The sequence below is a fragment of the Agromyces sp. MMS24-JH15 genome (assembly GCF_043518605.1).
Lineage (GTDB): Bacteria > Actinomycetota > Actinomycetes > Actinomycetales > Microbacteriaceae > Agromyces.
Window position 1 is genome coordinate 2,941,916 of sequence record NZ_CP171358.1, and the last position, 19,544, is coordinate 2,961,459.

Sequence of the window (19,544 nt, forward strand, 5' to 3'; positions counted from 1 at the left end):
CCCATCCCCTCCCCGGGACGACTCCACTCGACTGAGAAACGAGGATCCGTGCGCTCGTCACTCGCGCTCATCGCCACCACCGGCGTGCTCGCCATCGCGCTCACCGGCTGCGCCGGCACCGCGCCGGCACCGCAGGCGAGCACCGGCAGTTCGGTGGACGCGGTCGACGTCCAGGGCGACTTCGGGTCCGAGCCGCGGGTGTCGTTCCCGACTCCGCTCACGCCCGAGGCGACGCAGTGCGTCGAGGTCATCGCCGGCACCGGCCCGCTCCTGCAGGAGGGCCAGATGGTCATGGTCAGCGCGGCGCTGTTCGACACCGAGACCGGCGACGAGATCCAGGCGGTCGGCTACGGCGACGACGACCCGGTGGCGCTGACCATCGGCGGACCGAGCACGCTCGACGGCTTCACCAAGGGGCTCACGTGCGCACGCGAGGGCTCGCGGGTCGCGATGGTCGTGCCGCCCGCCGACGCGAGCAACCCGTCCACGGGCGCGAAGCCGCAGACCGGCGTCGTGGCCGTGTTCGACGTCCACCAGGCATTCCTCTCGCGCGCCGACGGGGCGCCCCGCCTCTCGCGCGACGGCTTCCCCGCGGTCGTGCTCGCGCCCGACGGCCGACCCGGCATCACGGTGCCGAAGGCCGACCCGCCGACCACGACCCAGGTCGAGGTCCTCCGCGAGGGCTCGGGCGAGACCGTGGAGTCCGGCGACCGCGTGGTCGTCCACTACACGGGCGTGCTGTGGGACGAGGGCACCGTCTTCGATTCGAGCTGGTCGAAGGGCGCGGCGGCGGTCTTCACCGTGGCCGACGACGAGGACTCGCAGGTCGTCCCGGGCTTCGCCGAGGCGATCATCGGCCAGAAGGTCGGGTCGCAGGTCGGCGTCATCATCCCGCCGGACCAGGCCTACGGCGACCAGGGCTCCGGGAGCGTTCCCGGCGGCGCGACGCTCTTCTTCGTCATCGACATCCTCGGCGTCGCCTGAGCGGGGCGGCTCGGCGCGGGCGCGGCACTAGGATCGCTCCCGTGGCAGGGGAATCGAAGCGGGTGAGCGGGGTCGCGAACGAGGATCGGCATTTCAGCCTGGTCCTCGCGCTCATCGCCACCGAGCAGGGGCTGCTGAAGGCCGACATCCTCTCGACCGTCCGCGGGTACGCCGAGCGGTACGCCGTCGAGGGGCAGTCGGCGAACCTCGAGCGGCAGTTCGAGCGCGACAAGGACATCCTCCGCGAGGTCGGCATCCCGCTCGAGGTGATCGAGTCGCCGGATGCCTCGGGCGACAACACGCAGCTGCGGTACCGCATCCCGAAGGGCCGCTACGAGATCCCCGAGGACGTGCGGTTCACGCCGCAGGAGTTCGCGCTGCTCGGGCTCGCGGCCGAGGTGTGGCGCGAGGAATCCCTCTCGGAGGAATCGCAGCGCGCGCTCACGAAGCTGCGCGGTCTCGGGACCGAGCCGAGCGAGCCGCTCATCGGGCTCGCGCCGCGGCTGCGGGTGCGCGAGCCCGCGTTCGGGCCGCTCCAGGATGCCGCCGACCGGCGCCGGACGGTCTCGTTCCGCTACCTGAAGCCGGGCGACTCGCAGCTGCGCGAGCGGCTCGTCGACCCGCACGTGCTGCTCCTGCACGAGGGGCGCTGGCTGCTGCACGGCTACGACCACTGGGCCGACGGCCCGCGCACCTTCCTCCTCAGCAGGATCTCCGGGCAGGTCCGTCAGGTGCAGCCGAAGGGCCATGAGTTCCGGATCGCGCCGGCGGATGCGCAGGAGCGGCTGGTCGCCGAGCTCGAACGCATCCGGCAGGCGAACACGGCCGAGCTGAAGGTGTCGGCCGACAGCGATGCCGAGGTGCGGCTGGGTCGTCGTGCGGCGTCGCGCGACGACGACGCCGGGGTCATCCGCCTGCACTTCACGGACCAGGCCGCCCTCGCGGACGAACTCGCGGGCTACGGTCCCGAAGTCCAGGTGCTGGCGCCGGAGGGCCTGCGGGCGCAGGTGATCGACCGGCTGCGCGCCGTCCTCGATGCGCATCGAGGGGAGGGTGCCGCGTGAACGCGTCCGCATCGCGGCGCCCCGAGAAGGCGCAGGACAAGCTGGTCTTCCTGCTCGCGCTCGTGCCCTACCTGCTCGAGGAGGGCAGCGTCGGCGTCGGGGACGCCGCGCGCCACTTCGGCGTCTCGCCGGAGCGCATCCGCGAGGCGGTCAAGCTCATCGCGATGTCGGGGCTGCCCGACGCGGGCGGCTTCTACTGGACGAACGACCTCTTCGACATCGACTGGTCCGAGTTCGAGGACGACGACGTCATCACGATCGTGCACCACGTCGCGATCGACGAGGCGCCCAGGCTCTCCTCGCGCGAGGCGGCGGCGCTCGTCGCGGGACTCACCTACCTCGCCGGGCTTCCCGAGAACGCGGGGAGCGAGCAGGTGGCCGCCCTCCTCGCCAAGCTCCGGGCGGGCGCATCGGGCGATGCGATCACGGTCGGGGTCACGCCCGCGGACGACCCCGCACTCGTGACCGTCCGCTCGGCGCTCGCGTCGGGTCGCCAGCTCGGATTCCAGTACCGCAACGCGCAGGGCGGACACAGCCGACGCCGGGTCGACCCGCTGCTGATCCGATCGCTCGGAGCGGACTGGTACCTGCAGGCGTGGTGCCACACGCGCGACGGCGTGCGGAGCTTTCGCGTCGATCGGATGACGGAGCTCGAGGTACTCGACGCGCCGGCCGTCGCGCACCCGGGCGTCGAGGTGCCCGAGACCCTGTTCCAGGCGGCCGACACGGATGTCTCGGTCATCGTCGACGTCGTCCCCGACGCGCTCCCGCTCATCGCCGACTACGTCGCGGACTCGGCGAGCGAGCAGGTCGGCGACCGACTCCGCGTGACGCTCCGCCTCGCGCACCTCCACGGGCTCAAGCGACTGGTCGCCCGGATGCCCGGTCTCGTCACCGTCGTGGCCCCGCCGGAGGCGAGGGCCGTCGTCGCCGACTGGGCGTCCGAGGGCCTCGCGGCCTACGACCGGACCGAGGGTCGCGCGCACCCGAACGGGTAGACTGGGCGCACTGTTCCTCGAACATAGGACGCACACCCATGTGGCAAGGCTTCACCGGCTGGCACGCGCTGGTCATCCTCATCGTCATCCTGCTGCTCTTCGGTGCGCCCAAGCTCCCCGCGCTCGCGAAGAGCCTCGGCCAGTCGATGAAGATCCTGCGGAACGAGGTGCGACCTGACGCCAAGGACGGCGCCGCCCCGCCCGCGGAGCAGACCCCGGGCACGGGCGACTCGGCGTCCGAGGCGACCGAGAAGCCGAAGGCCGCCGGGAGCACGGACTCCGGTCCGGGCGCCTGACCGACGTGACATCGGTGACGGAACGCGGCGAGAAGGACCGCGAGAAGCGGATGTCCCTCGCGTCGCATCTCCTCGAGCTGCGACGACGCCTCTTCATCTCGGCGGCGGCCATCGTCGTGGGTGCCGTGCTCGGCTGGCTGCTCTCGGAGTGGGTGTGGGACGCGCTGCGCGAGCCCGTCACCCACATCGCGGAGGCCCAGGCGCGCGATGCCCAGATCACGTACCCGACCATCACGGGCGCCTTCGACCTGCGACTCCAGATCGCGTTCACGCTCGGCATCGTGCTCGCGAGCCCGGTGTGGCTGTACCAGATCTTCGCGTTCCTCGTCCCGGGGCTCACGCTGCGCGAGCGTCGCTTCACGTTCGGGTTCCTGTTCACCGCGGTCCCGCTGTTCTTCGCCGGCTGCGCCGCGGGATGGTACGTGCTGCCGCACGTGGTCGAGGTCATGACCGGGTTCGTGCCCCAACAGGACGTCAGCTACCTCGACGCGAAGATCTACTTCGACTTCGTCCTGAAACTCGTGCTCGCGATCGGCGTCGCATTCGTGCTGCCCGTGTTCATCGTGCTGCTGAACTTCGCCGGCGTCATCTCGGCGGCGTCGATCCTGCGGTCGTGGCGGATCGCGATCCTCGTGATCGTGTTGTTCACGGCGATCGCGACGCCGTCGGCGGACGTCATCTCGATGTTCCTGCTCGCCATCCCGATGGTGCTGCTGTACTTCACCGCCTGGTTCATCGCGTTCGTCCACGATCGCCGCGTCGCCAAGCGGAACCTCGAGGAGTTCGGGGCATCCGTCTAGCGGACGGTCCGTCGTCGCGCGCTGTCTAGGCTGGGGGCATGACCCTCTCGCCAGCCGAGCGGTACGCGCTCTCGCGCGATCGACGCCGGCAGCCGCGGCTCGCCGAGTTCGCCTCCGGCCAGCGTTTCGACCTCGATCCGTTCCAGCGAGCGGCGTGCGCCGCGCTCGACGAGGACCGGAGCGTGCTCGTCGCGGCGCCGACGGGGGCCGGGAAGACGGTCGTCGCCGAGTTCGCGGTGTTCCTCGCCATGCAGGAACCCGACGCGAAGGTGTTCTACACGACGCCGATCAAGGCGTTGTCGAACCAGAAGTACCAGGAGTTCGTCGACACCTGGGGCGCCGACCAGGTCGGCCTGCTCACGGGCGACACGAACGTGAACGCCGGCGGCCGCATCGTCGTGATGACGACCGAGGTGCTCCGCAACATGCTGTACGCCGACTCGCCCCTGCTGGACCGGCTCGCGTACGTCGTCATGGACGAGGTCCACTACCTCGCCGACCGCTTCCGCGGGGCGGTGTGGGAGGAGGTCATCATCCACCTCCCGGAGTCGGTGCGACTGGTGTCGCTCAGCGCGACCGTGTCGAACGCCGAGGAGTTCGGCGACTGGCTGCAGGCGGTGCGCGGCGACACCGACGTCATCGTCTCGGAGGCGCGGCCGGTTCCGCTCGAGCAGCACGTCCTCGTCCGGGGCAAGCTGGTGGACCTGTTCGACTCGTCCGGCCAGGCGGCGACGCACCGGGTGAATCCCGAGCTGCGCCGGCTCGGCGACGGCCGGTCGCTCGGGGTTCGATCGCAGCGGGGGCGCCGCGGCTCCGATCGCGGCCGGCACCCGCGCGCCGGCGCGCCGGGTCAGGGGCGCATGGACCGGCCGGAGGCGATCGCACTCCTGCAGTCGCAGCACCTGCTGCCGGCGATCGTGTTCGTCTTCTCCCGGGTGGGCTGCGACCAGGCCGTCCGGCAGGTGCTCCGCAGCGGCATCCGGCTCACCGAGGCATCCGAGCGCGAGGAGATCCGACGGGTCGTCGAGTCGCGCGTGCGGGTGCTGCGCGACGACGACCTCGCCGTGCTCGGCTACTGGGACTGGCTCGAGGGACTCCAGCGCGGCGTGGCGGCGCACCACGCGGGCATGCTGCCCGCGTTCAAGGAGGTCGTCGAGGAGCTCTTCGTGCGCAAGCTCGTGAAGGTCGTCTTCGCGACCGAGACCCTCGCGCTCGGCGTGAACATGCCCGCGCGGTCGGTCGTGCTCGAGAAGCTCGAGAAGTTCAACGGCGAGGCGCGCGTGCCGATCACGCCGGGGGAGTACACGCAGCTCACCGGACGCGCGGGGCGTCGTGGCATCGACGTCGAGGGCCATTCGGTGATCCACTGGGCCGACGGGCTCGACCCCGAGGCGGTCGCCGCGCTCGCGTCGCGTCGCAGCTACCCGCTGAACTCGAGCTTCAAGCCGACCTACAACATGGCCGTGAACCTCATCGACCAGTTCGGGCGCGAACGCACGCGGCAGATCCTCGAGCTGTCGTTCGCGCAGTTCCAGGCCGACCGCGCGGTCGTCGACCTCGCGCGGACCCTGCGCAAGCAGGAGGACTCCATGGCCGGGTTCGAGGAGGCGATGCGCTGCCATCTCGGCGACTTCGCCGAGTATTCGGCGATCCGACGCCGCATCGCCGAGCTCGAGCGGGAGGGCGCGAAGGGGAACCCCTCGCACGCGCAGCGGGACCGGCTCCAGCAGGAGATCGCGGACCGGCGCAAGGCGATGCGCGCGCACCCCTGCAACGGGTGCGCCGAGCGCGAGGCGCACGCGCGGTGGGCCGAGCGGTGGTGGCGCCTCAAGCGCGATCACGACCAGCTCGCGAGCCGGATCCGCACGAGGACCGGACAGGTCGCCAAGCGGTTCGACCGCGTGACGGACGTGCTCGCCGCGCTCGGGTACGTCGAACGCGACCCGTCCGGCGAGCTGGTGTCCACGGCCGCCGGCCGGATCCTCAAGCGCATCTACGGCGAGCGGGACCTCCTCGTCGCCGAGTGCCTGCGCCGCGGACTCTGGGACGGGCTCGACAGCGCCGGCCTCGCGGCGATGGCCGCCGCGCTGGTCTACGAGCCGCGGCGCGACGACCGGGGCATCGAGTTCCGCCTGCCTCGCGGTCCGTTCCGCGCCGCGCTCGAGCGCACGAGCGACGCGTGGGCGGTGCTCGACGACCTCGAGCGCGACCACCGGCTGCAGGGCAGCGAGCCGCCGTCGGCGGTGCTCTCGCAGGCCATGCACTCGTGGGCGCGCGGGGCCCACCTCGGGAAGGTGCTCGAGGACACGGAGCTCGCGGCGGGCGACTTCGTCCGCCTGGCCAAGCAGGTGATCGACCTGCTCGACCAGGTCTCGATCGTGGCCGATGCCGAGGTCGGCGCGGCGGCCAGGCAGGCGATCGACGAGGTGCGCCGCGGTGTGGTCATCGACTCGGTCGCGTCCTAGTCGAGGGCGTCCGGATGCCCCGTTGCGGTCGCCTAGGCTGAGGGGCGTGCCCGCCGCCGTCCGTCCCCTGATGCCGTGGTGGGTCGCCTTGCCGATCGCCGCATTCGGCGGTGTCGTCTACGATCTCGCCTTCCCGGAGGTCGGGATCTGGCCGCTCGCGATCGTCGGGTCGGCGATCGCGCTCGCGACGCTCGTGGGCCGGAGCATCGGCGGTTCGCTCCTGGTCGGATTCGCGTTCGGGGCGGCGTTCTACCTCGTGCACGTCGACTGGACCAGCCGGTACCTCGGACCGGTGCCGTGGCTCGCGCTCTCGTTCCTCGAGGCCGCGTTCGTCGCGGGCGGCGCCGTGCTCATCACGCTGGCCTACCGGTGGGTGCCGCGGGCGTGGCCGTGGGGGTGGGTGCGCGCGGTCGCGCTGCCCGCGATCGTCGCCGGACTCTGGATCGTGCGGGAGACCGCGTCGGGCACGCTGCCGTACGGCGGGTTCCCGTGGGGCCGGGCGGCGCTCAGCCAGTCGGAGAGCCCGTTCGCCGAGGTCGTGTCGTGGGTCGGGTCGTCCGGTCTGGGTTTCGTGCTCGTCTGGATCGCGGCGATGGCGCTCGAATGGGTCCGCGCCCGCCGGTGGCGTGACCTGCCCGGGCTCGTGCCGGTCGTGCTCGTCACGGCCGCCGCCATGCTCGTGCCGGCGTGGTCGACGACCGGCGGCGGCACCATGCGGGTCGCGAGCGTCCAGGGCAACGGGCCGGCCGGGTACTTCGACGAGCGCGGGCCCGGCGACATCTTCCGTTCGCAGCTGGAGGCGACCGAGCCCATCCTCGACGAGTCCGGCGTGGACGTACTGCTCTGGCCGGAGGGATCCGTCGCCGATGCCGACGTTCGCCCCGGAACCGCCGCAGCCGACGAGCTCGACCGCGTGACGGCGGAACTCGACGCCCCGCTGATCATGAACGGCGTCACGCAGCGCGGCGACGAGTTCTTCAACACGTCGATGCTCTGGGTCTCGGGCGACGGCGTCGTCGACTCGTACGACAAGCGGCACCCGGTGCCGTTCGGGGAGTACATCCCCGACCGCGACTTCTACTACGCGCTCGCACCAGACCTCATCGGACTCGTGCAGCGCGGCTACTCGCCGGGGACGAATCCGCCCGTGTTCGACGTGGGCGACGCGGTCGTGGGCCTCGCGATCTGCTTCGACGTCATCTACGACGACCTGATCTGGGAGGGCGCGCGCGACGGCGCCGAGGTCTACCTGCTGCAGACCAACAACGCCGACTTCCGCGGGACCGACGAGAACCTCCAGCAGCTCGCGATCGCAAGGCTTCGGGCGATCGAGACCGGGCGGACGGTCGTCAACCTGTCGACGGTCGGCACGAGCCAGGTCATCGATCCGGCCGGGCGCACGATCGACGGCCTGCCGGCGGATGAACCGGGCGCGATGGTGACCGACGTCGAACTGCGCACGGGGCTCACGCCCGCGGTCGTCCTGGGGGAGTGGGTGCCGAGCGGCATCCTGGTGCTCTCCCTCGGCGCGCTCGTCGCGGCCGGACTCCTCGCGCGACGTCGTGCCGGGGCATCCGGTTCCGGCGCGGTCGCGGCCGGTGACGGCGACGACGCGCGCGCCGACGGCGCCGGCGGCGACGCGGCGGACGGCGGCCGCGCGCAGGCCTGACACGCGGAACGCCCGGGGCCGGCGTCAGCCGGCTCCCGGGCGTCGGTGGCGGGTCAGGCGCTCTGGCGCTGACCGCGTCGTGCGCGGAGGAACTGGAGGCGCTCCTCGAGGAGCTCCTCGAGCTCGGGGATCGTGCGGCGCTCGAGCAGCATGTCCCAGTGGGTGCGAGCGACCTTCTCGTTCGAGCGGTCGATCTCGACCGGCTTGGAGTCGACCAGCAGCGTCGCCTGCGCACCGCAGGTGCGGCACTCCCAGGACTCGGGGGTGTCTGCGTCGGTCGAGAACGTCATGACGGTCTCCCGACCGCACGCCTCGCAACGGTAGGTGTAGTTCGCACGGTCGGCGAACACCACTCCGTCCTCGCTCTGCAGGCTCTGCGCACCGATGCGCATGCCGCGAAGGCTCCGGTCTGCCATGGGGGCTCCTCAAACTCTCGTCACGTCGTCACCATGTATAAACGACGAAGCTGGGGAGAACCCTTCCGGATGCTGAGTTTTTCTCGGGCGTTTTTCAGGTTGCCGGCCGCTCGGGACCGCCGGCGGCGGAGCCCGCGTCGTCGATCAGTGCGAGCGCGACGTCGCACCGGTCCGTGACGAGCCCGTCGACGCCGAGCGCGAGCAGCCGTCGCATGTCGTCGGGGTCGTTCACGGTCCACACGTGCACCTCGACGCCGGCCGCGTGCGCGGCGGCGATCAGCCGCGGGGACACGATCCTGAGGATCCCGGACCGCTCGGGCACCTGGAGCGCGCGAGCCCCGCGGATCGCCCAACGGATGCCCCGTGCGCCCAACGGTGCGGCGACCACGGCGCGGACCACGCCCGCGCTCCCGACCGAGGTCGCCACGCCGGGCAGCAGACGGGCCAGTCGACGCCGACGCGAGTCGGAGAAGCTCGTGAGCAGCACCCGATCGACGGCGTCCGCCGCGCGGATCGCCTCGACCGTCGGGCCGACCGCCGCCTCCTCCTTCACGTCGACGTTGCAGCGGATGCCCGGGAACGCGGCCAGCACCTCGGCGAGCGTCGGCAGGCCCGCTCCGCCGAGGTCGACCTCGGCCAGCTCGGCCGCCGTGAGCTCGCCGATCCGCTCGGGCCGGCTGCCGACGCGCGCGAGCGTCGGATCGTGCGAGACGATGGCGACGTCGTCCCGACTGCGGTGGACGTCGGTCTCGAGATACCGCGCCCCGGCCGCGACGGCGGCACGGAATGCCGGCATCGTGTTCTCCGGGGCATCCGTCGCCAGGCCGCGGTGCGCGAGCACCCTGGGGACGGCGGGGGAGAACCAGCCCCCCGCGTCCTCGGGCGCGTGCATCCGGGGCGCCGGGTCAGGCCCGCGGCGCATCCGGCGAGCCGGCTGCCTCGGCGCCGCTCGCCGTACGTGGACCGCCGTCGGCCGCAGCCGCCGCCGGCGAGGTGGCGCCGACACCGGGCGTGAACGCGCGGCCGATGCCCTTCAGCGCCTCTGTGAGCTCGCTCGGCACGATCCAGAGCTTGTTCGCCTCGCCCTGCGCCAGCTTCGGCAGCGTCTGCAGGTACTGGTACGCGAGCAGCTTCGGGTCCGGGTCGCCCTGGTGGATCGCGAGGAACACCGTCTGGATCGCCTCGGCCTCGCCCTGCGCGCGGAGCACCGCGGCCTTCGCCTCGCCCTCGGCCCGCAGGATCGCGGCCTGCCGCATGCCCTCGGCCTCGAGGATCGCCGACTGCTTCGTGCCCTCGGCGGTGAGGATGACGGCGCGGCGGTCCCGCTCGGCGCGCATCTGCTTCTCCATCGAGTCCTGGATCGAGAGGGGCGGGTCGATCGCCTTCAGCTCGACGCGGGACACGCGGATGCCCCACTTGCCGGTCGCCTCGTCGAGCACGACGCGGAGCTGGCCGTTGATGTTGTCGCGCGAGGTCAGCGCCTCTTCGAGGTTCAGGCCGCCGACGACGTTGCGGAGGGTCGTGGTGGTCAGCTGCTCGACCGCGCCGAGGTAGTTCGCGATCTCGTAGGTCGCGGCGCGCGCATCGGTCACCTGGAAGTACACGACCGTGTCGATCGAGACCACGAGGTTGTCCTCGGTGATCACCGGCTGCGGCGGGAACGAGACCACGGTCTCGCGCATGTCCACGAGCGGCCGCAGCCGGTCGATGAACGGCACCAGGATGTTCAGGCCCGGCGTCAGCGTGTTGTGGTACCGCCCGAGCCGCTCCACGACGCCCGCGTACGCCTGCGGGATGATCCGGATCGACCGGGCGAGGACGACGATGACGAAGACGACGACCGCGACGATGACGATCGTCGCGATGATCGGGCCGATGTCGCTCACTGGGGGGTGCTCCTCTCCACGGGGACGACCACGGCCGTCGCGCCGTCGATGCCCGTGACGAGCACCTGTGCGCCGACCGGGACATCCGCCTGTTCGGTGATGGGGGACAGCCGCGCCGTCCAGGTCTCGCCGTTCTGGAGCTTCACCTGGCCGCCGAGGTTCGTGACCGTCCGCACGACGCGGCCGTCGGCGCCGATGAGCGCGTCGATGTTGCTGCGCGCGGGGTCGCCGCCCTTCCGGAGCATCCGGAGCAGCGATGGGCGCAGGGTGAGGATGAGCGCGAGCGCGACCAGCGCCGCGATGAGGAACTGCGCCCACCACGGGATGCCGAACAGGCCCGACAGCAGGCCCGCGACGCTCCCGAGCGCCAGCATGAGGAAGGTCATCTCGAGCGTGAAGACCTCGATCGTCGCGAAGACCAGGATCAGCACGAGCCAGGCGATCCAGGCGTACTGGGTCAGCACATCCATCGGTTCTCCTTCGATTCGAACGCGCCCCCGTCTCGAACCTAGCAGGGGCCCTCCCGCCGTGGGCGGGCGGATGGGGGATGTCGGCGATTGGTAGTCTCGATCGGTATGCACGGCGGGCGGACGCCCGCCGCCCCACGCCCTGAGGAGCCCGCCTTGACCAATCCACTCGCCCCGGGATCGCTCGCCGGACGCGTCGCCGTCGTGACCGGCTCGTCGCGCGGCATCGGTGCCGACACCGCGCGCTACCTCGCGGAGGCCGGTGCCGCCGTCGTCGTGAACTACCGCAGCAAGGCCCCCCGCGCCGACAAGGTCGTCGCCGAGATCGTCGAGGGCGGCGGCCGCGCGATCGCCGTCGGCGCCGACCTCACGGACGCCGAGTCGGTCGCGGCGATGTTCGCGCGCGCCGTCGAGGAGTTCGGCAAGGTCGACCTGCTGGTCCTGAACGCCTCGGGCGGCATGGAGAGCGGCATGGGCGAGGACTACGCGATGCGCCTGAACCGCGACGCGCAGGTGAACGTCGTCGAGCAGGCCCTGCCGCACCTCGGCGCCGGATCGCGGATCGTCTTCGTCACGAGCCACCAGGCCCACTTCATCCGCACGACCCCGACGATGCCCGAGTACGAGCCCGTCGCGCTCTCGAAGCGCGCGGGTGAGGACGCGCTGCGCGCGAAGCTGCCCGACTTCGCGACCGCGGGCGTCGAGTTCGTGGTCGTGTCGGGAGACATGATCGAGGGCACCATCACCGCGACCCTGCTCGAGCGCGCCAACCCCGGTGCGATCGAGGCGCGCAAGGCCGACGCCGGTCGGCTCTACAACGTCTCCGAGTTCGCGGCGGAGGTCGCGACGGCGGCGCTCGAGCCGATCCCGGCCGACCACACGCGGTACGTCGGCGACGTGTCGGGCTTCACGCCCGTCTCGCTCGACTGAGCGAGCGTCGACGCGAACCGAGACGCGAACCGAGACGCGAACGGCGGAGGCCGGCCCGGGATGTCCCGGGCCGGCCTCCGCCGTTCTGCGAGGGTCGACGTCAGGCGACCTTCGCGCCCTTGCCGAACGTGAAGGCGCGCACGATCTGCACGATGCCGAGCACGATGAGCGCGATGCCGCCGAACCAGAAGAGGAACGCGGCGCCCCACAGCGGCGAGAACAGCAGGATGATCCCCGCGATCAGGCTCAGGATGCCGAAGAAGATCGCCCACCCGCGCGAACGCGCATCGCCCGACTGGATGAGCGCGACCACGCCCTCGATGATCCACAGGATGCCGATGAGGACGCCGAGGAAGATGCCGATGACGACGGCCGACTCGGACGGGTTCACGAGCACGATGATCCCGCCGATCGCGAACAGCAGGCCGAGGACGATGTCGAGCGCCCTCGAGCCGCCCGAGATGCCCCGCGAGAAGATGCCGAGGCCGAGGTAGACGATGCCGGCGATGAGGAAGTAGAGCCCCAGCAGCCACGCGAGCGCGATGGCCGTCTTGTCGGGCCAGAACGTGATCAGGATCCCGAAGATGAGCGCGACGACGCCGGCGATGCCGAGGGTCGCGCGGATCGTGTTGATCGTCCCCTTGTTCAGGTCGGTCGAGTCGAGGCTGAACCCGGCGAGGAACGAATCGGGTTGGGTACTGGACATGGTGGGGCCCCCATTCAAGCGCGGCGAACTGCGTGCAAGCGTCAGGCTATGCCGCAGGGGGGCACGTGCGACAGAGGTTTCCGCGCGAGTCGCCGCGGCGCGTCATACGATGCGGGCATGCGAGCGACCCGCGGGAACGCCGCGACGACCGCCCCATGGGCCGTCGCCGCGGTCCTGCTCGCGGTGATCCTCGGCGGATGCACCGGCACGCAGTCGAGCGGGGGCGGCGCGACCCCGTCGGCCGACGCGACCGCGTCCGCGCGGCCAGGGGGCGACTGGCCGGGCGACCTGCCCGATCCGGCTTCCGCGATCGCCGTCATGCCCGGCCAGCGCGGGGACTGCCCGATCGATCCCGCGGATCCGGGCCTGGTCGAGTTCGTCGTGAGCAGCGGCGACGCGGACACGCCGGTGCGGGTGACCTATCCGGTCTTCCGCGAGGACGGGCAGCGGATGGTCCGCCGGATGACCTCGCCCGGCCCGCTGATCACCGTCGTCCTCGCGCTCTGCGGCGACGCCGACGCCTCGGCGCTCACCGGATTCCGGGCGGCGACCGACGCGGACCTCCCGCTCTCGTGCGTGCTGGTCCGTGGCGGGCAGGTGCTCGGCGCCTCGGCCGCCGAGCCGGGGTCCGCGGACGGGCCGGGGTCGCGCGTGGAGTGCCCGCGACCGCAGTAGCGGGAGCCGCACTTCCGCCCGGCTCGGGCTCCGGCCGCCGGGCCGGACGCGCGTCGGCTGCGCGGGGGATCGCTGGGCCGGCTCGGCGAGTCCGTGGCACGATCGGATCGATGGCACCTTCGACCGACGACGACCAGCGCCTCCGCGACCTCGCGATGCTGCGCCGCGTCCGCGACCGGATCGACCGCGAGTACGCGCAGCCGCTCGACGTCGACGCGCTCGCGCGCGGCATCAACGTCTCGGCCGGTCACCTCAGCCGCGAGTTCAAGAAGGCCTACGGCGAGTCGGTGTACAGCTACCTCATGACCCGCCGCATCGAACGCGCGATGGCGCTGCTCCGGCGCGGCGACCTGAGCGTCACCGAGGTCTGCTACGAGGTCGGCTGCTCGTCGCTCGGCACGTTCAGCACCCGGTTCACGGAGCTCGTCGGCGTGCCGCCGAGCGTGTTCCGCCAGCAGCCGGACGGGATCTTCGAGGCGCTCCCGTCGGTGCTCGCGAAACGCGTCGCCAGACCGATCAGGAATCGAGAAGCGCCCGCCGAACCGCGCGCGTAGCGTGACGGCATGGACATCACGATTCAGTACACGTTCCTGCCGCACACCGACCCCGAGGCATCCCTCGCGTTCTACCGCGACACCCTCGGCTTCGAGGTGCGCAACGACGTCGGCTACGAGGACATGCGGTGGATCACGGTCGGGCCGGCCGGCCAGCCCGACATCTCGGTCGTGCTCACGCCGCCGACGCCCGACCCCGGCACGACCGCCGACGAGAAGCGGACGGTCGCCGAGATGATGGCGAAGGGCACCTACGCGAGCATCGTGCTCGCGACCACCGACGTCGACGGTGCGTTCGAGCAGGTCGCCGCGAGCGGCGCCGAGGTCGCGCAGGAGCCGATCGACCAACCGTACGGCGTACGGGACTGCGCGTTCCGCGACCCCGCGGGCAACATGGTCCGCATCCAGCAGCCCCGCTGAGGCATCCGTAGCCCGACGTCGCACCCGACCGCCAAGATGGAGACCATGACGAACTCGGCCGACAGCCACGACCTGATCCGCGTCCAGGGCGCTCGTGAGAACAACCTGAAGGATGTCTCGATCGAGATCCCGAAGCGACGGCTGACGGTGTTCACCGGGGTCTCCGGGTCGGGCAAGAGCTCGCTCGTCTTCGACACGATCGCCGCGGAATCCCGGCGCCTCATCGACGAGACCTACAGCGCGTTCGTCCAGGGCTTCATGCCGTCGGTGCCGCGGCCCGACGTCGACGTGCTCGACGGCCTCACGACGGCGATCCTCGTGGACCAGGAGCGGCTGGGCGCGAACCCGCGGTCGACCGTCGGCACGGTGACCGACGCCAACGCGATGCTGCGCATCCTGTTCAGCCGGCTCGGCGACCCGTACATCGGCGGGCCGACGGCGTTCTCGTTCAACATCCCGACGCAGAAGGCGAGCGGGGTGATGACGGGTCCGAACGGCGAGAAGAAGATCGTGCAGGGTGCGATCTACCTCGGCGGGATGTGCCCCCGCTGCGAGGGGCGGGGTCTCGTCTCCGACCTCGACCTCGGCCAGATCGTCGACGAATCGAAGTCGCTGGAGGAGGGCGCCATCATGGTGCCCGGCTACACGGCCGACGGCTGGATGGTGAAGGGGTTCTCGGAGTCGGGGTTCTATCCCGCCGACCGGCCGATCGCCGAGTTCACCGAGAAGCAGCGCCACCTCTTCCTCTACGGCGAGGTCACGAAGGTGAAGATCAGCGGGATCAACATGACCTACGAGGGCCTGATCCCGAAGATCACGAAGTCGATGCTGTCGAAGGACGTCGACGCGCTGCAGCCCCACATCCGGGCCTTCGTGCAGCGCGTGGCGACGTTCGCGCGCTGCCCCGAGTGCGACGGCACGCGCCTGACCGAGGGCGCGAGGTCCTCGAAGATCGACGGCATCAGCATCGCCGACGCGTGCCGCATGCAGGTCACCGACCTCGCGGAGTGGGTGCGCGGGCTCGACCTCCCGGAGGCGGGCCCGCTGCTCGCAGCCCTCGGCGCGAACCTCGATGCGTTCGTCACGCTCGGCCTCGGCTACCTCAGCCTCGAACGGCCGTCCGGCACGCTGTCCGGGGGAGAGGCGCAGCGCATCAAGATGCTGCGGCACCTCGGCTCGTCGCTGACGGATGTCACGTACGTGTTCGACGAGCCGACGATCGGCCTGCACCCGCACGACATCCAGCGCATGAACACGCTGCTCCTGCGACTGCGCGACAAGGGCAACACCGTGCTGGTCGTCGAGCACAAGCCCGAGACCATCGCGATCGCCGACCACGTCGTCGACCTCGGACCCGGCGCCGGCAGCGCCGGGGGGACGATCGAGTTCGAGGGGACGGTCGCGGCGTTGAAGTCGAGCGGGACCCTGACCGGCCGCCACCTCGACGACCGCGCCGCCATCAAGCCGACCGTGCGCTCGGGCGCGGGCGCGATCGAGGTCCGCGGCGCCGACGAGAACAACCTGCAGGGCGTGGATGTCGACATCCCGCTCGGCGTACTCACCGTCGTCACGGGCGTCGCCGGATCCGGCAAGAGCTCGCTCATCCACGGATCCGTGTCGCCGCGCGAGGGTATCGTCTCGATCGACCAGGGCGCGATCAAGGGCTCGCGCCGCAGCAGCCCGGCCACCTACACGGGCCTGCTCGAACCGATCCGCAAGGCGTTCGCGAAGGCCAACGGCGTGAAGCCCGCGTTCTTCAGCGCCAACTCCGAGGGCGCGTGCCCGACGTGCAAGGGCGCCGGTGTGATCATCACCGAGCTCGGGTTCATGGACACCATCGAGACCCCGTGCGAGGACTGCGGCGGAAAGCGCTTCCAGGCCGCCGTGCTCGACTACAAGCTCGGGGGACTGGACATCACCGAGGTGCTCGACCTCCCGGTCGCCAGGGCGCGCGAGTTCTTCTCGTCGGGGGAGGCGAAGATCCCGGCCGCGGCGGCGATCCTCGGTCGCCTCGAGGACGTCGGGCTCGGCTACCTCAGCCTCGGCCAGCCGCTGTCGACCCTGTCCGGCGGTGAGCGGCAGCGCATCAAGCTCGCCATCGCAATGGGCGAACCGGGCGACGTCTACGTGCTCGACGAGCCGACCACCGGCCTGCACCTCGCCGATGTCGCCAACCTGCTCGGACTGCTCGACCGGTTGGTCGACGCGGGGAAGTCGGTCATCGTCATCGAGCACCACCAGGCGGTCATGGCGCACGCCGACTGGATCATCGACCTCGGCCCGGGCGCCGGGCACGACGGCGGGCTCGTCGTGTTCGAGGGCACGCCGGCCGACCTCGTGGCGGCGAAGTCGACGCTCACGGGGGAGCACCTCGCGGAGTACGTCGGCGCGTCCGCAACGGTCGGGTGACGGGTCGGCTGCCCGGCGAGTCGAGTCGGGATCGCGCGCCGGAGCGATTGTCGGGCGGAAATATGGGGGAAGTTCTCCGTATCGACGCGACGGTTCGACGGCCGTCGGGGGAGTGGACGCCGGCCGTCCAGCTGCTGCTCGCCGAACTTCGGGCGGCTGGTCTCGACGGCGTGCCCGAACCGCTCGGGCTCGACGAGGAGGGCCGGGAGGTGCTCTCATTCATCGACGGCGAGAACCTCGCCGGCGCAGCGCCCGAGATCCTGTGGTCCACGGACGTGCTCCGCGCAGCGGGAGCGATGCTCCGGGGCATCCACGACGCCGGCGTCGCGCTCGTGGGCGCCGCGCTCACCTGGCGATCGCCGACACGCGAACCGGCCGAGGTGATCTGCCACAACGACTTCGCGACGTACAACCTGATCGTCCGAGACGGCGAGCTCGTCGGCGCGATCGACTTCGACTTCGCGGCGCCGGGTCCGCGGTTGCGCGATCTCGCCTACCTCGCATACAAGCTCGTGCCGTACGCATCCGACTCGCCCGAGGCATCCGCGCCGGACCGCGACCGTCGCCTCGAGCTGCTGCTGGACGCCTACGGCTCGGATGCCTCGCCCGACGCGGTCCGCGAGGCGATCGTCGCGTACCTCGGCGAGCTGGAGGCGTTCACGCGCGACCGCGCCGACGAGACCGGCCGTCGCGACCTGCTCGAGCACGCGGCGATGTACCGGCGGGATGCGCAGACGCTCCGCCGTGAGACGTCTGCATGATGCGACCGCGTGCTCGAGCGACGATCATGCGTGCCGATCGTGAATGGCCGGAACGGCTGGGCATTCACGCCTCGCGGGCCTGGGTTTCGGGCGCCTGATCCCGCTGGCGCGCCACTTCCGCGTAACGCCGATAATGCACATTATGTCGGATTGTAATCCCGAAGGCCCGCCCCGCACTGCGTTCCCGGTGGCTCAGAGATCCCCCGAGCGACCTGCAGGAGCCGATACGACTGTTCCTGAATGCTCCGCGGCTCGTGGGTGATCGGCCAGTCAGGAAGTCCATCACGACGTCGAATGTGGTGGCGCAAGTGCAGCGTCACGAAATCGGTAAGGTGAGCCCATGTCACAGGCTGACCTGCGTTTCGATGCGACGATCGGAGTCGATATCAAGGGTGAAATCTGGTCCTGCATCGAAATTCCCAACTCACTCGATTTCTTCGGCACCCGCAAGTCGGTCCGTGTCGACGCGGAGATCGACGGGATCCGGCTGGAAAACGTCGGCGCGATGGTCACGGGCAGCGGCGGCCACATGATCTCGCTCAGCGCGAAGGTGCGCAAACAACTCGGCAAGGAAATAGGCGACATCGTTCGAGTTGCGGTGGCGCCCCGCTAGGAGATCCGTGCAGGCATCCGCGTCGGATACCCAGCTCACTGCTTGGGACTCGTCCGTGTGACCGCGGTCCGAGTCCGGCGTCAGCACCGCTACGTACCGACGCGGAACCTGCGTCCCTCGAAGGTGACGATGTCGCCGGGCCGCAGTTGCCGTCCGCGACGGCGATCTACCTCGCCGTTCACGAGCACCAGGCCGTCGATGATCGCCTCCTTCACGTCTCCCCCGGAGTCGAGGACTCCGGCGAACTTGAGGAACTGACCGAGGCGAATGACGTCGCCGCCGATCGGGACGTCGTCGATCGGAGCCGGGGTCGTCATGCCCGAATGCTAGCCGAATCGGGCCGGTGATCATCCTCGTCCGGCGGCACGCGTTCCGAGGGCTCCCCCGTCGGTGCGGTTCCGACCCCGAGATTAGTGCTTGCGATTCGCAATCACTCGTACTACCCTCGCGAACGGAACGGTGCAGACCGCACGCGGAAGGGGCCGCAATGCTCAAGCAGGTCGCCGAAGGTGTCCTCGTGCACGAGAGCGAGTTCATCCAGAGCAACGCCGTCGTCGTGGAGGGCCCGTCCGGCGTGCTGCTCATCGATCCCGGCATCACGCGCGCCGAGCTGGCCGGACTCGCGAGCGAGCTTCGCGATTCCGGACGACCCGTCGTGGCCGGCTTCTCGACGCATCCCGACTGGGACCATGTGCTCTGGCACGCCGACTTCGGGGAGGTCCCCCGCTACGGAACGGCGCGCTGCGCGGCATCCTTGCAGGAGCTGCTCGCGAAGCCCGACTGGAAGGCGCTCGTCGCCGAGGGACTGCCCCCCGAGTACGCCGACGACATCCCGATGGACCTCCTCGGGCTCGTCACCGGGCTGCCACCGGGCACGTCGCGGATCCCGTGGGACGGCCCCGAGATCCGCATCCTCGAGCATCGGGCCCACGCGCCCGGGCATGCGGCGCTCCTGATCGAGGAGCGCGGCGTCCTCGTCGCGGGCGACATGCTGTCCGACATCCTGATGCCGTTCCTCGACCTCGAGGCCGCGGATCCGCTCGATGACTACCTCGCCGCGCTCGACCTGTTCAACGAGGTCGCCGACCACGTCGTCGCCGTCATCCCCGGTCACGGCTCGGTCGGCGACGCCGAGCAGGTGCGAGCGCGCATCGACCTGGACCGATCGTACGTACGGGCACTCCGCGACGGCGTCGAACTCGACGACCCCAGGATCGGCCCGGGCGCGCCGCTGGAATGGCTCTCCGATGTGCACGACTGGCAGGTCGAGCGGCTCGAGCAGCGCACGTAGGCCGGCCGGAACGAGTCATCCACTCAGTCCATTTCCCGGGCGGGGCACGACCGGATACGCATCCGACGCATCCGACGCTCGAATGCCGCACGATCGAATCGAACCGCGATGATCGGGCGAGCCGACATGCCGACGACGAG

The 19,544-nt window shown here is 70.9% G+C and carries 21 protein-coding genes; 15 read left to right on the plus strand and 6 right to left on the minus strand.

Annotated features, from left to right (window positions below; translation table 11 throughout):
• Positions 1-48: 48 nt before the first annotated feature.
• The 7 genes from ACDF64_RS13425 (at position 49) to lnt (ending at position 8,276) form a co-directional block, all read left to right on the plus strand.
• Positions 49-984: an FKBP-type peptidyl-prolyl cis-trans isomerase gene (locus ACDF64_RS13425; RefSeq protein WP_394551866.1), complete on the plus strand. Its 936-nt coding sequence runs from the start codon at positions 49-51 to the stop codon at positions 982-984.
• Between the two features lie 41 nt (positions 985-1,025).
• Positions 1,026-2,048, plus strand: a complete 1,023-nt coding sequence (locus ACDF64_RS13430) for a helix-turn-helix transcriptional regulator (protein WP_394551867.1) — start codon at positions 1,026-1,028, stop codon at positions 2,046-2,048.
• Positions 2,045-3,046 carry a helix-turn-helix transcriptional regulator gene (locus ACDF64_RS13435; protein WP_394551868.1) on the plus strand — a complete coding sequence of 334 codons (1,002 nt, stop codon included), beginning with the start codon at positions 2,045-2,047 and terminating at the stop codon, positions 3,044-3,046. The genes ACDF64_RS13430 and ACDF64_RS13435 overlap by 4 nt, the downstream gene beginning before the upstream one ends.
• 38 nt (positions 3,047-3,084) lie before the next feature.
• Positions 3,085-3,342, plus strand: coding sequence for a twin-arginine translocase TatA/TatE family subunit (locus ACDF64_RS13440; RefSeq protein WP_394551869.1), 258 nt, complete (start codon positions 3,085-3,087; stop codon positions 3,340-3,342).
• Positions 3,343-3,392: 50 nt separating this feature from the next.
• Positions 3,393-4,142: a twin-arginine translocase subunit TatC gene (tatC, locus tag ACDF64_RS13445; protein ID WP_394555143.1), complete on the plus strand. Its 750-nt coding sequence runs from the start codon at positions 3,393-3,395 to the stop codon at positions 4,140-4,142.
• Between the two features lie 38 nt (positions 4,143-4,180).
• Positions 4,181-6,607 carry a DEAD/DEAH box helicase gene (locus ACDF64_RS13450; protein WP_394551870.1) on the plus strand — a complete coding sequence of 809 codons (2,427 nt, stop codon included), beginning with the start codon at positions 4,181-4,183 and terminating at the stop codon, positions 6,605-6,607.
• A gap of 70 nt (positions 6,608-6,677) precedes the next feature.
• A complete protein-coding gene (gene lnt / locus ACDF64_RS13455) occupies positions 6,678-8,276 on the plus strand; it encodes an apolipoprotein N-acyltransferase (RefSeq protein WP_394555144.1) in 1,599 nt (532 codons plus the stop codon).
• A 53-nt stretch (positions 8,277-8,329) separates the two neighbouring features.
• Here the strand turns inward: lnt and ACDF64_RS13460 are convergent, their stop codons facing one another.
• From ACDF64_RS13460 to ACDF64_RS13475, 4 genes are all read right to left on the minus strand, one after another.
• Entirely contained in the window at positions 8,330-8,692 is a 363-nt protein-coding gene (locus ACDF64_RS13460; protein ID WP_394551871.1) for an RNA polymerase-binding protein RbpA, read from the minus strand.
• 94 nt (positions 8,693-8,786) lie between these two features.
• Positions 8,787-9,584 carry a glycerophosphodiester phosphodiesterase family protein gene (locus ACDF64_RS13465; protein ID WP_394551872.1) on the minus strand — a complete coding sequence of 266 codons (798 nt, stop codon included), beginning with the start codon at positions 9,582-9,584 and terminating at the stop codon, positions 8,787-8,789.
• 13 nt (positions 9,585-9,597) lie between these two features.
• The gene (locus ACDF64_RS13470; protein WP_394551873.1) at positions 9,598-10,578 is read right to left on the minus strand and encodes an SPFH domain-containing protein; all 981 of its coding nucleotides are present in this window, start codon (positions 10,576-10,578) and stop codon (positions 9,598-9,600) included.
• Entirely contained in the window at positions 10,575-11,048 is a 474-nt protein-coding gene (locus ACDF64_RS13475) for an NfeD family protein (RefSeq protein WP_394551874.1), read from the minus strand. Before ACDF64_RS13475 ends, ACDF64_RS13470 begins: the two co-directional genes overlap by 4 nt.
• A gap of 153 nt (positions 11,049-11,201) precedes the next feature.
• Between ACDF64_RS13475 and ACDF64_RS13480 the strand changes: the two genes are divergently transcribed.
• Complete coding sequence (locus tag ACDF64_RS13480) at positions 11,202-11,975, plus strand: SDR family oxidoreductase (protein WP_394551875.1); 774 nt, start codon at positions 11,202-11,204, stop codon at positions 11,973-11,975.
• 100 nt (positions 11,976-12,075) lie between these two features.
• On the opposite strand, the gene ACDF64_RS13485 is transcribed toward ACDF64_RS13480, so the two are convergent.
• A complete protein-coding gene (locus tag ACDF64_RS13485) occupies positions 12,076-12,681 on the minus strand; it encodes an HdeD family acid-resistance protein (RefSeq protein ID WP_394551876.1) in 606 nt (201 codons plus the stop codon).
• A 117-nt stretch (positions 12,682-12,798) separates the two neighbouring features.
• Here ACDF64_RS13485 and ACDF64_RS13490 point away from each other — a divergent pair, with 117 nt between their 5' ends.
• The 6 genes from ACDF64_RS13490 (at position 12,799) to ACDF64_RS13515 (ending at position 18,113) form a co-directional block, all read left to right on the plus strand.
• Complete coding sequence (locus ACDF64_RS13490) at positions 12,799-13,356, plus strand: hypothetical protein (RefSeq protein ID WP_394551877.1); 558 nt, start codon at positions 12,799-12,801, stop codon at positions 13,354-13,356.
• Between the two features lie 110 nt (positions 13,357-13,466).
• Entirely contained in the window at positions 13,467-13,910 is a 444-nt protein-coding gene (locus ACDF64_RS13495) for a helix-turn-helix transcriptional regulator (protein ID WP_394551878.1), read from the plus strand.
• Positions 13,911-13,919: 9 nt separating this feature from the next.
• Complete coding sequence (locus tag ACDF64_RS13500; RefSeq protein WP_394551879.1) at positions 13,920-14,330, plus strand: VOC family protein; 411 nt, start codon at positions 13,920-13,922, stop codon at positions 14,328-14,330.
• A gap of 45 nt (positions 14,331-14,375) precedes the next feature.
• Entirely contained in the window at positions 14,376-16,739 is a 2,364-nt protein-coding gene (locus ACDF64_RS13505; RefSeq protein ID WP_394551880.1) for an ATP-binding cassette domain-containing protein, read from the plus strand.
• Between the two features lie 62 nt (positions 16,740-16,801).
• The gene (locus ACDF64_RS13510; protein ID WP_394551881.1) at positions 16,802-17,500 is read left to right on the plus strand and encodes a phosphotransferase; all 699 of its coding nucleotides are present in this window, start codon (positions 16,802-16,804) and stop codon (positions 17,498-17,500) included.
• 340 nt (positions 17,501-17,840) lie between these two features.
• Positions 17,841-18,113, plus strand: coding sequence for a DUF1905 domain-containing protein (locus tag ACDF64_RS13515; RefSeq protein ID WP_394551882.1), 273 nt, complete (start codon positions 17,841-17,843; stop codon positions 18,111-18,113).
• A gap of 89 nt (positions 18,114-18,202) precedes the next feature.
• On the opposite strand, the gene ACDF64_RS13520 is transcribed toward ACDF64_RS13515, so the two are convergent.
• Positions 18,203-18,430, minus strand: a complete 228-nt coding sequence (locus ACDF64_RS13520; RefSeq protein ID WP_394551883.1) for an RNA-binding S4 domain-containing protein — start codon at positions 18,428-18,430, stop codon at positions 18,203-18,205.
• 170 nt (positions 18,431-18,600) lie between these two features.
• Between ACDF64_RS13520 and ACDF64_RS13525 the strand changes: the two genes are divergently transcribed.
• Entirely contained in the window at positions 18,601-19,404 is an 804-nt protein-coding gene (locus tag ACDF64_RS13525) for an MBL fold metallo-hydrolase (protein ID WP_394551884.1), read from the plus strand.
• Positions 19,405-19,544: the final 140 nt, after the last annotated feature.